Genomic DNA, 13,640 nt, shown 5'->3' with positions numbered 1-13,640 from the left:
ATGACGAACCTTCTTTCGATCATCACCTTTCTGCCGATCGTCGCGGCGGGCATCCTGGCGCTGTTCCTGCGCGGCGACGACGCCGCCTCGCAGAAGAACGCCAAGTACCTGGCGCTGATCGCGACCACGGCGACCTTCCTGATCTCGCTGTTCCTGCTGGCCGGATTCGACCCGGCCGATACCAACTTCCAGTTCGTCGAGGATCACCCCTGGATCATGGGGCTGCGCTACAAGATGGGCGTGGACGGCATCTCGATCCTGTTCGTGCTGCTGACCACGTTCCTGATGCCGCTGACCATCCTGTCGGCCTGGGACGTCAAGACCCGCGTCAAGGAATACATGATCGCCTTCCTGGTGCTGGAGGGGCTGATGATCGGCGTCTTCACGGCGCTGGACCTGATCCTGTTCTACCTGTTCTTCGAGGCCGGGCTGATCCCGATGTTCCTGATCATCGGCATCTGGGGCGGCAAGGATCGCATCTATGCGGCCTTCAAGTTCTTCCTCTACACCTTCCTCGGCTCGGTGCTGATGCTGGTCGCCATGATCGCCATGGCCTGGACTGCGGGCACCACCGATATCGCCGCGCTGCTGCGTTTCGATTTCCCGTCCGAGACCATGCGGGTCATGGGCCTGACCATCACCGGCGGCATGCAGACGCTGCTGTTCATCGCCTTCTTCGCCAGCTTCGCCGTCAAGCTGCCGATGTGGCCGGTGCATACCTGGCTGCCCGATGCCCACGTTCAGGCTCCGACCGCGGGTTCGGTCGTGCTGGCGGCGATCCTGCTGAAGATGGGCGGCTATGGCTTCCTGCGTTTCAGCCTGCCGATGTTCCCGGTCGCCTCGCAATATCTGCAGCCGTTCCTGTTCTGGCTGGGCGCGATCGCCATCGTCTATACCTCGCTGGTGGCGCTGGCCCAGACCGACATGAAGAAGCTGATCGCCTATTCCTCGGTCGCGCATATGGGCTATGTCACCCTGGGCGCCTTCGCCGCCAACCAGCAGGGGCTGGACGGGGCGATCTTCCAGATGCTGTCGCACGGCTTCATCTCGGGCGCGCTGTTCTTGTGCGTGGGCGTCATCTACGACCGCATGCACACGCGCGAGATCGATGCCTATGGCGGGCTGGTGAACCGGATGCCGGTCTATGCGCTGGTCTTCATGTTCTTCACCCTCGCCAATGTCGGCCTGCCCGGCACCTCGGGTTTTGTGGGTGAATTCCTGACACTGCTGGGCACGTTCAAGGTCAATACCTGGGTCGCGGTCATCGCCACGACCGGGGTGATCCTGTCGGCCTCCTATGCGCTCTGGCTCTATCGCCGGGTCACGCTGGGGCAGCTGATCAAGGAAAGCCTGAAGACCATCTCGGACATGAACGCGCGCGAGAAGTGGATCTTCGCGCCGCTGATCGCCATGACGCTGCTGCTGGGGGTCTATCCGCGACTGGCCACCGACATCACCGGCCCCGCCGTCGAGGCGCTGCTGGTGCGCCATCACAACGCGCTGCCGCAAGAGGCGCGGGACGGGCTTGCCGTCACCGCCGCCGCGGAAGCCGCCGAAGCCAGCCATTGAGGAACGCCAGATGACCGCGCTCGATTTCTCGACCATCCTGCCCGAGCTGCTGCTGGCCATCTACGCCATGGCGGCGCTGCTGGCCGGGGCCTGGTTCGGCAAGGACGCCATCGCCAAGCCGATCCTCTGGGCCTCCGTCGCGGCGCTGCTGCTGGCCGGTCTCTATACCGGCTTTGCCGACCGGCCCGAGCAGGCGGCGTTCTTCGGCATGTTCTATGACGATGCCTTCGCCCGCTTCGCCAAGGTGGTGGTGCTGATCTCGGCCGCCGCGGTCCTGGCGATGAGCGCCGATTACATGGGCCGCCACGGGCTGATGCGCTTTGAATATCCGATCCTGATCACGCTGGCCGCCGTCGGCATGATGATGATGGTTTCGGCCGGCGACCTGCTGTCGCTCTATATGGGGCTGGAACTGCAGTCGCTGTCGCTTTACGTCGTCGCCGCCATGCGCCGGGAAAGCGTCAAGTCCTCGGAAGCCGGCCTGAAATACTTCGTCCTCGGGGCGCTGAGCTCGGGGCTGCTGCTCTATGGTGCCTCGCTGGTCTACGGCTTCTCGGGCACCACGGATTTCGCCGGCATCTTCACGGCCGTCTCGGGCGGGCGGATGTCGCTGGGGCTGCTGTTCGGTCTGGTCTTCCTGCTGGTCGGTCTCGCGTTCAAGGTCTCGGCCGTGCCCTTCCACATGTGGACGCCCGATGTCTATGAGGGGGCGCCGACGCCAGTCACCGCCTTCTTCGCCACCGCGCCCAAGGTCGCGGCCATGGCGCTGATCGCGCGGCTGATGTTCGAAGCCTTCGGCAACGTGCCGGGCGACTGGGGCCAGATCATCGCGGCCCTGTCGGTCATGTCGATGTTCCTCGGCTCGATCGCCGGCATCGGGCAGCGCAACATCAAGCGGCTGATGGCCTATTCCTCGATCGCCCATATGGGCTTCGCCCTGGTCGGCCTGGCCGCCGGCACCGCCTATGGCGTGCAGGCGATGCTGCTTTACATGGCGATCTACACGGTGATGAACGTGGGCACCTTCGCCTTCATCCTGTCGATGGAGCGTGACGGCCAGCCGGTCACCGATCTCGACAGCCTGAACCGCTTTGCCACGGCGCAGCCGCTGAAGGCCTTCGCGGTGCTGTTCCTGATGTTCAGCCTTGCCGGCGTGCCGCCCTTCCTTGGCTTCTTCGCCAAGTTCGGGGTGCTGGCGGCGGCAGTGAATGCCGACATGGCATGGCTGGCGGTGCTGGGTGTGATCGCCTCGGTGATCGGCGCCTTCTACTACCTGCGGATCGTCTATTACATGTTCTTCGGGGCCGAGACCGACGGGGTCGAGAGCCATATGGGGCTGGTCCAGTCTCTGGCGCTTCTGGTGCCGGCGGCACTGCTGCTGCTGGGCGCCATCACCATGTTCGGGGTCGATGATGCGGCCGCGGTCGCCGCGCAATCGCTGGTCGGCACCGAGGCTGTGGCAACCGATGCCGCCGCCTCGGGGCAGGCCCCGACCGAGACCCCGGGTGAGTGAGGCCGGCGCAACCGGCTGGCCCGAGGGTGTGGCCCGCCACGTCCTCGAACGGGTGGACAGCACCAATGCCGAGGCGCTGCGGCTGGCCCCCCAGCTGAGCGGGCCGGCCTGGGTCATGGCGCGGCGGCAGGAGGCCGGGCGCGGCCGTCGCGGTCGGGCCTGGATCGATCCGCCGGGGAATTTCGCCGCCACGCTGGTCATGCGCCCCGAGGGTGGCCCCGCCGATGCCGCCCGGATGTCATTCGTGGCCGCGCTGGCCGTGCATGATGCGTTGCGCGATCTCTGCGGCGCCAGTCTGAATGTTGCACTGAAATGGCCCAATGACGTGTTGCTGAATGGCGGCAAGCTGTCGGGCATCTTGCTGGAAAGTGCCGGCTCGGGCAGCCATGTGACCGGGCTCGCCATCGGCATAGGCGTCAATCTGGCCGCCGCACCCGGAGCGGACGAGATCGAACCGGGGCCGGCGCGTCCGGTCAGCCTGAAGGGCGAGACCGGGCTGGTCGTCACCCCGGACGAGATGCTGGACGCGATCGCGCGATCCTTCGACCACTGGTCCCGGCAGATGCGCGATTACGGCTTCGGCCCGATCCGTGCCGCCTGGCTGGCGCGCGCGGCGCGGCTGGGCGAGACGATCACCGCCCGGACCGGCAGCGCCGAGATGACCGGCCGCTTTGACGGCATCGACGAGACCGGCGCGCTGCTGCTGACGACCGCGCAGGGCCGCGAGGTGGTGCCGGCGGCCGATATCTATTTCGGCAGTGGCTGACGGCCCATGCTGCTCTGCATCGACACCGGCAACACCAATACCGTGTTCTCGATCTGGGACGGCGCGAAGTTTCTGGCGCATTGGCGTATCTCGACCGATCACCGCCGCACCGCCGACGAATATTTCGTCTGGCTGTCGACGCTGATCGCGGTGCGCAAGTTCGAACTGCAGATCGACGCCTGCATCATCAGTGCCACGGCGCCGCGCGTGGTGTTCAACCTGCGCGTTCTCTGCAGCCGCTATTTCGATGTCCGGCCGCTGGTGGTCGGCAAGCCCGAATGCCTGCTGCCGGTGCCGCCGCGCGTCGATCCGGGGACCAAGGTCGGCCCCGACCGCCTTGCCAATGCCGTCGGCGCCTTTGACCGGCATGGCGGGCATACGGTGGTCGTGGATTTCGGCACCGCCACCAATTTCGACGTGGTGGACGAGGACGGCGCCTATGTCGGCGGGGTGATCGCGCCCGGCGTCAACCTGTCGCTCGAGGCGCTGCACATGGCCGCGGCGGCGCTGCCGCATGTCGATGTGACCATGCCCGACAGGGTGATCGGCACCAATACCGTCGCCTGCATCCAGTCGGGCATCTACTGGGGCTATCTCGGGCTGATCGAGGGCATCGTCCAGCGGATGCGGCAGGAACGGCATCACCCGGTGAGGGTAATCGCCACGGGGGGGCTTGCGCCGCTCTTCGATCAGGGGTTTGACCTCTTCGACGCGATCGAAGACGATCTGACGGTTCACGGGCTGCGGCTGATACACGATCACAACAAGGAGATGGGCAATGGCTGAACGCCTGATCTATCTGCCGCTGGGCGGCGCGGGCGAAATCGGCATGAATGCCTATGTCTATGGCTATGGCGCGCCGGGAAAAGAGCGGCTGATCCTCGTCGATCTGGGCGTGTCCTTCGGCGATATGGAAACCAGCCCGGGGATCGACCTGATCATGCCCGATATCACCTGGCTGGAACAGAACCGGGACCGGCTGGAGGGGATCTTCATCACCCATGGGCACGAGGATCATCTGGGCGCGCTTGGCCAGCTGTGGCCGCGCCTCGGGGTGCCGATCCACGCCCGTCAGTTCACCGGCGCGCTGTGCCGGCTGAAGCTTGAGGAACAGGGCCTTCCGGCCGATGTGGTGAAGATCACCGGCCCGCGCCCCGAGGTGACGCAGCTGGGCCCCTTCACCGTGCAGTTCGTGCCGATCAGCCACTCGATCCCCGAAAGTGCGGCGCTGATCATCGACACGCCGGCCGGCCGGATCGTCCATACGGGCGATTTCAAGCTGGACGGCACCCCGGTCGTGGGCGATCCGTTCGACCCGATCCTGTGGCACGACATTGCCGGCGAGGGCAGGGGCATCAAGGTGCTGACCTGCGATTCCACCAATATCTTCTCGACCCATCCGGGCCGGTCCGAGGCGCTGCTGGCCAATTCCATCCTCGAATGGGTGATGGCGCAGAAGAACATGGTGGTGGCGACGACCTTCGCCAGCAACATCGCCCGGCTGAAGACGCTGGCTGACGCCGCCGTGGCAGCGGACCGCAAGGTCTGCCTTCTGGGTCGCGCGATGCGCCGCATGGTCGGCGTCGGGCTGGAGACCGGCGTTCTGCCCGACTTTCCCGACACGATCGGGCCGGACGAGGCCGCCGGAATGCCGCGCAACAAGGTCATGCTGCTGGCCACCGGCAGCCAGGGCGAACGCCGCGCCGCCAGTGCCCAGCTTGCGCGCGGGCGCTATCTGGGGCTGGCCCTGAAGGAGGGCGACAGTTTCCTCTTCAGCTCGAAAACCATCCCCGGCAATGAGCGCGGCGTCATCCGCATCATGAACGCGCTGAGCGAACTGGGGGTCGATGTCTATGACGCCGATGACGGGCTCTATCATGTCTCGGGCCATGCCAACCGCCCCGATATCGAGGCCCTGCACGACCTGCTGAAGCCCGGCATCGTCATCCCCATGCATGGCGAACACCGGCACCTGCGCGAACATGTGATGCTGGCGCGGGACAAGGGCATGACCGCAGAGATCGCCACCAACGGAACCATGCTGGATCTGACCGGCGAGGCCCCCAAGGTGGTCGATCAGGTCGAGACCGGCCGGCTTTACCTGGACGGCAATGTCCTGATCGGCTCGATGGACGGGATCGCGCGCGACCGCATCCGCATGGCGCTGAACGGGCATGCGCTGGTCAGCGTGATCGTCGATGAAGAGGATAACGCGCTGCCCGATGCCTGGGTCGAACTGATGGGCCTCGCCGGGCGCACCCGCGGCGGCGACGATCTGGCCCGGCATATCGAGGGCGAACTGGCCGAGTTCCTGGAAAGCGCGGATGACCGCACGGTGCGCGACGACGCCAAGATGGACGAGGCGATCCGCCGGATCGCCCGTCAGGTCACCATGGAGGAGATCGGCAAGAAGCCCGAGGTGACGGTGATCATCAGCCGTCTGATGGCCGATTGAGCCGCGCGCCCGCGATCGCCCGAGGCATCGGGCGATCTGTTGGGCAGGGTCGGCCTCAGGTAGAGCGGAGTAGCTCGGCCGCCGGCAGGATCAGCGCCATGTAGTCGCGCGCGATGGCGACGAAATCCTCGCGATCGCCGCTGACCCATTCGGTCGTCGCGGCATTGGTGGCAGCGACGATCGCCGCCGCCAGAATTTCGATCATGCGGTTGTCGGTCCGGGGCATCCGGCGGTGCAGGAGTTCGCGCATCTGGACGCGGCGGGCGAGGATCGAGCTGCTGTAGAGGGCGCCCACCTTCGGGTCGGTCGAGGCCAGGCGGTGGATCTGCCCGAACATCTCGCGATCCGCCAGGAATCGGGACAGATGCGCCTCGATCAGTTGTTCGAGATCCCGGGCCAGGGTTCCCTTGCCGGCGACGAAACGCTCGGACGCGTCGGCCGGATAGTCCGGCGGCGGCCCCATGATCGCCGCTTCCTTGTAGGGATAGTAGTTGAAGAAGGTTCGCGTGCTGATCCCGGCCTCGCGGGCGATTTCCTCGGTGGTGACATTCGCAAGGCCATGCCGCGCCGCCAGGGCAACGGCCGTGGCCTGAATCTTGAGGGCGGTGCGAAAGCGTCGGGTATTAAGAGCGTTCATCAGTCAAATGCGTCCCGTCTGCGTCGGTTCTGGACCGAGATACAGCGTTCAGGAATGCGTCCCCCGGGTCAAGGGTTTGTGGCCGAACCGGTGAAGGCGACTATTGGGACCGATTGACGCATCCCGAACGCAGCCGACCCCAGCCGCGCAGGACAGGGCGGATGGGGCCGTATCGGGCAGAACGGGCGACAAGGGGCGGTCAGGCACCCCAGGAACGAACGGGTCCGCAATCCATGTGGACAAAGTTCGAGCGGGAATACTTGCCGACACCGCCCGCCTTGCAGGCCAGCGCGGCCTTGTACATCTGGCTGACCGAGCGCGATTTCAGCCGCAGATCGGCCGCCTTGCCGACCATGTGCAGCGAGTTCTTGGCCACCCCGCGAGAGCTGCGCCGCAGCATCGCGTTGGTCTGGGGCGAGCGATAGCCCGACAGCATCATGTAGGGTTCGTTCGTCTGCAGCAGGCGGTGCGAAGCCGCCGCGACATCGACCGCCCGCGGGTCGATGCCGATCGCCGTGCCGGTCCGCCAGTCGCGCATGAAGATGTTGATTTCGTTCAGCGCCTCGCGGACATATTTGCCGTCAACCCAGTAGACGGTATCGATGCTTTCGCCGGTGCGCCCGGAATACATGCGGATGCGGCGGATGTCGCCGGCGCCCCGCAGAAAGCCGAAGGCGTTGGCCATCACGGGTGCGGCGGCCACGCCGGTTGCCGCAAACACACCAAGGATGCCGCGGCGCGAGATAAGGTCGAGTGTCATGTTTGATCGCCTGTCCTGCTTCGTTCTGCTCGCCGCGTTCTTCGCGGCTTCGTCGAGGTTTACCCCCGACCTGCTAACAATATGTCAAAACTCTGTGCCTCCAGAAACAGATTCCTGACGGTCTATGCGTAATATTGCCACCATAGGCAGAATTTCGCCTATTTTGACAACCTCGGCGGATTGACCCGGATCTGTGACACGGATGCTGCAGCCGGATGAACGGATCGTGACGTTTTTCTGCGTCTGCTGGCGTGAATCGCCGGGTAATGGCACAATTGGCGCGTATATGTGAGGTTTCCATGTCTGGTATCGGTATTCTGTTTGTGATAGGCGCGCTGGCCGTTCTGGGGTTTCCGCAATCGTCCGGCGCCCAGACCATGACCGCGCCAGGGCGCGCGGCGGCGGTCGCAATGGCGCCACGGCTGACCTTTTCCGCGGATGAGATGGCCCTGGCCGAGGCGGTCGCGGGCGCGCCGCAGCTGGCGGCATTCTACGGCAGCAACGGTCTGAAGCCGATCTTTCAGGGGGAACAGGGAGAGGCGCGGCGCAAGGCCCTGCTTGAGGTGATCGCGCTGGCGCCGCGCCACGGCCTGCCGGCGGCGCGCTACCGGCCTGCGGAACTGGCGGCTGCGGGGCAGGGGCTGGCGGCCGAACGGCTGCATGCCCGGGTTCTTCTGCGGTATATCCGCGACATGACCGGGGGCGTGATCCGGCCTTCGGATGCCGATCAGCAGATTCATCGGCAGGTCCGCCGCCCGCCCGCGGATGATCTGATCCGCGACTTCGTGCGATCCGCCGATCCCGCCGGCTTTCTGGCCGGCCTTGCGCCGCGCCATCCGGCCTATCTTGCCCTGCAACGGGCGCTGGCAGGCAGCGAGGATCTGATGCCTCCACCCGACCTGCCACCCGTGCCCGAGGCGGTGTGGCGCATCGGGCAGCGGGGCGATGGGGTATTGCCGCTGCGCAGGCGGCTGGACAGCATCGGCTTTTCGGCGCCGACCGTCACCCCCCGTCTTTACGATGCCGCCCTGGCCGAGGCCGTCGCGCGGTACCAGTCGGCGGTGGGTCTGCCGTCGGATGGCATCGCCGGGCCGAAAACGATCCGCATGCTGAATGGCGACGGGGCCGGCGGGTCGGACCGGCGCCAGCGGATGATCGCGGTGGCATTGGAACGCATGCGCTGGATGGGCGGGGAAGACCTGCAGGCGCGTCACATCTGGGTGAACATCCCCGAATTCACCGCCCGGATCGTCGAGGACGGGCAGGAGGTGTTTCAGACCCGCGTCGTCGTCGGCAAGACGGACAGCGATCTGCGCACGCCGGAATTCTCGGACCAGATGGAATATCTGGTGGTCAACCCGCGCTGGAATGTGCCGCGCTCGATCACCGTCAAGGAATATCTGCCGCGGCTGAAACAGAATCGCTACGCGGTGTCGCATCTGGATGTGGTGGACAGCCGCGGGCGGATCGTTCCGCGCGACCGGATCGATTTCTCGCGCTACACGGCGGCAAGCTTTCCCTATCGGATGCAGCAGAAGCCAAGCGACGACAATGCCCTGGGGCTGGTCAAGTTCATCTTCCCCAATCCCTGGAACATCTATCTGCATGACACCCTGACCAAGCATCTGTTCCGCAACAATATCCGCGCCTATTCGCATGGCTGCATCCGGATCGGCGATCCGTTCGACCTGGCCTATCAGCTGCTGTCGCGCCAGACCGACGATCCGCGCGGGATGTTCCAGCGCGCGCTCTCGGGCGGGAAAGAGCGGTGGTTGCCGCTGACGCCGAACGTGCCGGTTCACCTGGTCTATTTCACGGCCTTCCCGGACGAGACCGGCAGGATGCGCTATTTCGACGATATCTACGGGCGCGATGCCGCCATCTGGGCACGTCTCGAAGCCGTCGGACTGGATTTAGACAGCGAAAGGGATTAAGTCGCGCCCAGAAAAGAGGGTGCTGATGAAATCTGTGACTGTCGGTGAACTGGCGCACTCGCTTGAGGCGCGCGGCTGGGGCGATCTGTCGCTGCGGGTGACCGGTGCGGCCGAGCCCGCTGCAACCGGCCCGGTCGGGCCCGAGGGCGGCGTGATGGCGCTGGCCATGGCGCCGAAATATGCCGAGACCCTGAAACCCGGCAGCATGGCGATTCTGGCCGAGGGCATGGACCCCGAAGCCTACGGGTTGAAGGCGGCGATTTTCGCGCCCCGCCCGCGGCTGCTCATGGCCGGGCTGACCCGCAGCTTTGATCCCGGCCCCGACATTCCCGAGGGGGTCCATCCGACGGCGGTCATCGATCCCACCGCGCAGATCGGCGAGGGTGCGGCGATCGCCCCGTTCGCCGTCATCGGCGCGGGCGTCCGGATCGGCGCCCAGGCGCGGATCGGGGCGCATGTCTCGATCGGGCGCGGAACGGTTCTGGGCGAGGGCGCGGTGCTGCATGCCGGGGCGCGGATCGCCCATGGGGTCCGGGCGGGCGACCGGCTGATCCTTCAGCAGGGCGCCTCGATCGGCGGCGACGGCTTTTCCTTCGTCACCCCCGAGGAATCCGGCATCGAGGAGATCCGCCGCACCCTGGGAACGCGCGCAGATATCAAGGCCCAGCACTGGACCCGCATCCATTCACTGGGCGGGGTCGAGATCGGCGACGATGTCGAGGTCGGATCCAATGCCACCATCGACCGCGGCACCATCCGGGCGACGCGGATCGGCTCGGGCACCAAGATCGATAATCTGGTCATGATCGGCCACAATGTCGTGATCGGCGAGGACTGCCTGCTGTGCTCGCAGGTGGGCGTTGCCGGTTCGGCGAAGATCGGCAACCGCGTGGTGCTGGCCGGAAAGGTCGGGGTCAACGACAATATCGAGGTCGGCGACGATGTGATTGCCGGCGGTGCGGCGAAACTGTTTACCCGCGTGCCTGCCGGCCGCGTGGTTCTGGGAAATCCCGCCGTCAAGATGGAGACGCAGCTGGAAATCCAGAAGGCGATACGACGCCTGCCGCGTTTCGCACAACAACTGGCAAAGCTTCAAGAAACCGTTACACGCCTGTTGGAAAAGGGCTGAGCAGGAGGCCACATGACCGACACCATCACCATCAAATCCCGCATCAGGGCCATCATCGCCGAGCAGGCAATGCTCGAGCCGGACCAGATCGCCGATGAGGCAACCCCCGAGGATCTGGGGATCGACAGTCTTGGACTGGTCGAATCGATCTTCGCGCTGGAGGAAGAGTTCGACATCTCGATCCCCTTCAACGCCAACGAGCCCGAGAAGTCGGATTTCGACATCTCGAACATGGGGACGATCATTGCGGCCGTCGAACGTCTGGTCGCGTTGAAGGCTGCATGAGCCCGAAGAAATCCGGCAGGAAAGCCGCCCGCGATTCCGAATCCGACGACCTGGCGGTCCCGGCCGTCGCCTCGGCGGCGAAGGCTACGCGTCCCGATGGCTCGCGCCGCGTGGTCATCACCGGCGCCGGCACGATCAATGCCCTCGGGCATGACGTCACCTCGACCCTCGAGGCCTTCCGCGAGGGGCGCTGCGGGATCACGCAGCTGAACTTTCGCGATGTCGACCGGCTGTCGATCCAGATCGGCGCGCAGATCCATGACTGGAAGCCCGAGGATCATTTCAACCGTCAGCAGATCCTGCTCTATGACAAATTCACCCAGTTCACGCTGCTGTCGGCCAAGCAGGCGGTGGCCCAGTCGGGGCTGAATTTCGCCGGCAAGCTGGGGCTGCGATCCGGTGTCATCCTGGGCACCGCCGGGGGCGGGCTGAATACCTGGGACGACAATTACCGCGCCGTCTATGAAGAGGGCAAGAACCGCGTCCATCCCTTCGTGGTGCCCAAGCTGATGAACAACGCCGCCGCCAGCCATGTCAGCATGGAATATGGCCTGCGCGGACCGTCCTTCACCGTCGCGACCGCCTGCGCCAGTTCCAACCACGCGATGGGGCTGGCCTTCCAGATGGTCCGCTCGGGTGCGGCGCAGGTGATGCTGACCGGCGGTTCCGAGGCGATGCTGTGCTTTGGCGGCGTCAAGGCATGGGAGGGGCTGCGGGTCATGTCCAAGGACGCCTGCCGCCCGTTCTCGGCCAACCGCAACGGCATGGTGCAGGGCGAGGGGGCCGGCGTCTTCGTCTTCGAGGATTACGACAGCGCCCGCAGCCGCGGCGCCGAGATCCTGGCCGAGGTGGTGGGATTCGCCATGTCCTCGGACGCGCAGGATATCGTCATGCCCTCGGCCCAGGGGGCCGAACGCGCGATCACCGGTGCCCTGCACGATGCCGGGCTGAACCCGGATCAGGTCGGCTATATCAACGCCCATGGCACCGGCACCGCCGCCAATGACAAGACCGAATGCGCCGCCGTCGCCCATGCCTTCGGCCATCATGCCGACCGGCTGATGATCTCCTCCACCAAGTCGATGCATGGCCATCTGATCGGCGGCACCGGCGCGGTCGAGCTGCTGGCCTGTGTCATGGCCCTGCGCGAGGGCGTGATTGCGCCGACCATCGGCTATCAGGAACCCGATCCCGAATGCGCGCTGGACGTGGTGCCGAACGAGGCGCGCGAGGCGCAGGTCGATGCGGCCCTGTCGAATGCCTTCGCCTTCGGTGGGCTGAACGCGGTGATCGCCCTGCGCCGGATCTGACCGCGGCCCGGCAGAACGAAAGAACCGCGCCCGATCAGAATTGGGCGCGGTTCCTGTTCAGGCAGTGTTTGGCGCGGGCCTATTCGCCGGCCGGGGCCTCGGCGGCAGCCGGCGCGGCGGCGGCGGCATAGGCCGTCAACTCGTCATAGGCCGCGGTAAAGCCGGCCAGCGACAGCGTCAGTTTCACCGGGTCCTTCGGATCCGCGCCGAAGGGCAGCAGGCTCACGGTCACCTTGCCGCCGTTCTTCAGGGCGCCGATCTCGGCCGCGGTAAAGCCCATCCGCGAGATGCAGCCGATGGGGGCGCAGAAGCTGAACGGATAGCCGCTGGCCTTGCCACTGTCGATCGCAAGGCTCAGGCCCTCGACCAGATCGGTTTCAAGCGGCGCGATCAGCGTGGCGCCGGCGGCAACCTGGCCGCTGTTCAGCGGGATCAGCGTCATTTCGGCCACGGAATTTCCGTTCGCATCCTTCATCAGCTGATACAGTTCACAGGGATCCTTGCCTTCGCCGGCCTTGATGCAGCGCAGGGTCCAGTCCTTCTGGGTCGACTTGATGTAATAGCTGCCGACTTGCGGTTCGTCGGAGGCGGGCGCCTCGGCGGCAGTGGCAGGCTCCCCGGCTGCGGGTGCGGTCTCGGCCGCTTGCGCCTCTGCTTCGGTCGCGGTGGCCTCGGCGGAAGGAGCCTCGGTCGTCGCGGCATCGGTGGCCTCTGCCGCGGGGGCTTCCGCCTCTGCGGATGGCGCGCTGTCCTGGGCAAAGGCCGGGACAGCGACAAGGGCCAGCGCCGCCAGCAGCGCCCGCGAGGATGTGATCGGCATGTATGTCTTCCCTTTTGCTCGATGCTTTGCCGCCGCCTAGCATGTCTGAAAGCTTTTGTCAGGCAGCAACCGCGCACGCGGCTTCACCAAGGCTTGACCCCTCGGGTCCGGGGGCGGTGGGGAATTCCGGACTTGCCGGACTGGCCCGCGCTGCCGATCCTTGACTGGCCCGTCGCGGGCGCAGGGTTGCGACGAATGTCGGGCTGGTCCCGGCTCCGGGCGGGTGAAACAATAGGGGCCGCAGCTTCCGCTACGACCCCGAACGCCTGAGGCGTTGTCTCCCTGCCGGACTGGCCGGTCATCATTGGCCGCACGCTAGTCGCGCTGTCGTGATCCGTCAACAGTTCAATCAACTGTGTTCGATCACAAAAAAAGCCGCGCCCGAGGGCGCGGCAGTCCAACAGGGAGGAAGATCCGGACCCACGGCAATGACCCCGGATGATTCGAATACTGGCAGAAACC

General features: G+C 65.8%; 12 protein-coding genes. 9 read left to right on the top strand and 3 right to left on the bottom strand.

Annotated elements, in window-relative coordinates:
• From KNW02_RS08965 to KNW02_RS08945, 5 genes are read left to right on the top strand one after another with little or no spacing between them, the layout of a single operon-like run.
• Positions 1-1,569: an NADH-quinone oxidoreductase subunit M gene (locus KNW02_RS08965; protein WP_216032926.1), complete on the top strand. Its 1,569-nt coding sequence runs from the start codon at positions 1-3 to the stop codon at positions 1,567-1,569.
• Between the two features lie 10 nt (positions 1,570-1,579).
• The gene (nuoN, locus tag KNW02_RS08960) at positions 1,580-3,082 is read left to right on the top strand and encodes an NADH-quinone oxidoreductase subunit NuoN (protein WP_216032925.1); all 1,503 of its coding nucleotides are present in this window, start codon (positions 1,580-1,582) and stop codon (positions 3,080-3,082) included.
• On the top strand, positions 3,075-3,848 hold the full coding sequence (locus KNW02_RS08955; RefSeq protein ID WP_348524701.1) for a biotin--[acetyl-CoA-carboxylase] ligase: 774 nt from the start codon (positions 3,075-3,077) through the stop codon (positions 3,846-3,848). The genes nuoN and KNW02_RS08955 overlap by 8 nt, the downstream gene beginning before the upstream one ends.
• 6 nt (positions 3,849-3,854) lie before the next feature.
• On the top strand, positions 3,855-4,634 hold the full coding sequence (locus KNW02_RS08950; protein ID WP_216032923.1) for a type III pantothenate kinase: 780 nt from the start codon (positions 3,855-3,857) through the stop codon (positions 4,632-4,634).
• Positions 4,627-6,303 (top strand): ribonuclease J, encoded by a 1,677-nt coding sequence (locus KNW02_RS08945; protein ID WP_216032922.1) that lies wholly within the window; start codon positions 4,627-4,629, stop codon positions 6,301-6,303. The genes KNW02_RS08950 and KNW02_RS08945 overlap by 8 nt, the downstream gene beginning before the upstream one ends.
• 55 nt (positions 6,304-6,358) lie before the next feature.
• Here the strand turns inward: KNW02_RS08945 and KNW02_RS08940 are convergent, their stop codons facing one another.
• Entirely contained in the window at positions 6,359-6,940 is a 582-nt protein-coding gene (locus tag KNW02_RS08940) for a TetR/AcrR family transcriptional regulator (protein WP_216032921.1), read from the bottom strand.
• A gap of 199 nt (positions 6,941-7,139) precedes the next feature.
• The gene (gene mepK / locus KNW02_RS08935; RefSeq protein ID WP_216032920.1) at positions 7,140-7,700 is read right to left on the bottom strand and encodes a peptidoglycan L,D-endopeptidase MepK; all 561 of its coding nucleotides are present in this window, start codon (positions 7,698-7,700) and stop codon (positions 7,140-7,142) included.
• Between the two features lie 299 nt (positions 7,701-7,999).
• Between mepK and KNW02_RS08930 the strand changes: the two genes are divergently transcribed.
• From KNW02_RS08930 to KNW02_RS08915, 4 genes are read left to right on the top strand one after another with little or no spacing between them, the layout of a single operon-like run.
• Entirely contained in the window at positions 8,000-9,634 is a 1,635-nt protein-coding gene (locus KNW02_RS08930; protein WP_252733609.1) for a L,D-transpeptidase family protein, read from the top strand.
• A gap of 25 nt (positions 9,635-9,659) precedes the next feature.
• Positions 9,660-10,763 (top strand): UDP-3-O-(3-hydroxymyristoyl)glucosamine N-acyltransferase, encoded by a 1,104-nt coding sequence (lpxD, locus tag KNW02_RS08925; protein ID WP_216032919.1) that lies wholly within the window; start codon positions 9,660-9,662, stop codon positions 10,761-10,763.
• A gap of 12 nt (positions 10,764-10,775) precedes the next feature.
• Positions 10,776-11,048 carry an acyl carrier protein gene (locus KNW02_RS08920; protein WP_252733607.1) on the top strand — a complete coding sequence of 91 codons (273 nt, stop codon included), beginning with the start codon at positions 10,776-10,778 and terminating at the stop codon, positions 11,046-11,048.
• Complete coding sequence (locus tag KNW02_RS08915) at positions 11,045-12,358, top strand: beta-ketoacyl-[acyl-carrier-protein] synthase family protein (RefSeq protein ID WP_216032918.1); 1,314 nt, start codon at positions 11,045-11,047, stop codon at positions 12,356-12,358. The genes KNW02_RS08920 and KNW02_RS08915 overlap by 4 nt, the downstream gene beginning before the upstream one ends.
• Before the next feature lie 79 nt (positions 12,359-12,437).
• Here the strand turns inward: KNW02_RS08915 and KNW02_RS08910 are convergent, their stop codons facing one another.
• The gene (locus KNW02_RS08910; protein WP_216032917.1) at positions 12,438-13,178 is read right to left on the bottom strand and encodes an invasion associated locus B family protein; all 741 of its coding nucleotides are present in this window, start codon (positions 13,176-13,178) and stop codon (positions 12,438-12,440) included.
• Positions 13,179-13,640 lie beyond the last annotated feature (462 nt).

Source organism: Paracoccus marinaquae, from assembly GCF_018860165.1.
Classification (GTDB): Bacteria; Pseudomonadota; Alphaproteobacteria; order Rhodobacterales; family Rhodobacteraceae; genus Paracoccus; species Paracoccus marinaquae.
This window is presented reverse-complemented; position numbering and strand designations above follow the sequence as displayed.

Bases quoted from the DNA above. Each gene is read 5' to 3' on its own strand.
- KNW02_RS08965 (WP_216032926.1), top strand. From the start codon at position 1: ATGACGAACCTTCTTTCGATCATCACCTTTCTGCCGATCGTCGCGGCG.
- nuoN (WP_216032925.1), top strand. From the start codon at position 1,580: ATGACCGCGCTCGATTTCTCGACCATCCTGCCCGAGCTGCTGCTGGCC.
- KNW02_RS08950 (WP_216032923.1), top strand. From the start codon at position 3,855: ATGCTGCTCTGCATCGACACCGGCAACACCAATACCGTGTTCTCGATC.
- KNW02_RS08945 (WP_216032922.1), top strand. From the start codon at position 4,627: ATGGCTGAACGCCTGATCTATCTGCCGCTGGGCGGCGCGGGCGAAATC.
- KNW02_RS08940 (WP_216032921.1), bottom strand. From the start codon at position 6,940: ATGAACGCTCTTAATACCCGACGCTTTCGCACCGCCCTCAAGATTCAG.
- mepK (WP_216032920.1), bottom strand. From the start codon at position 7,700: ATGACACTCGACCTTATCTCGCGCCGCGGCATCCTTGGTGTGTTTGCG.
- KNW02_RS08930 (WP_252733609.1), top strand. From the start codon at position 8,000: ATGTCTGGTATCGGTATTCTGTTTGTGATAGGCGCGCTGGCCGTTCTG.
- lpxD (WP_216032919.1), top strand. From the start codon at position 9,660: ATGAAATCTGTGACTGTCGGTGAACTGGCGCACTCGCTTGAGGCGCGC.
- KNW02_RS08920 (WP_252733607.1), top strand. From the start codon at position 10,776: ATGACCGACACCATCACCATCAAATCCCGCATCAGGGCCATCATCGCC.
- KNW02_RS08915 (WP_216032918.1), top strand. From the start codon at position 11,045: ATGAGCCCGAAGAAATCCGGCAGGAAAGCCGCCCGCGATTCCGAATCC.
- KNW02_RS08910 (WP_216032917.1), bottom strand. From the start codon at position 13,178: ATGCCGATCACATCCTCGCGGGCGCTGCTGGCGGCGCTGGCCCTTGTC.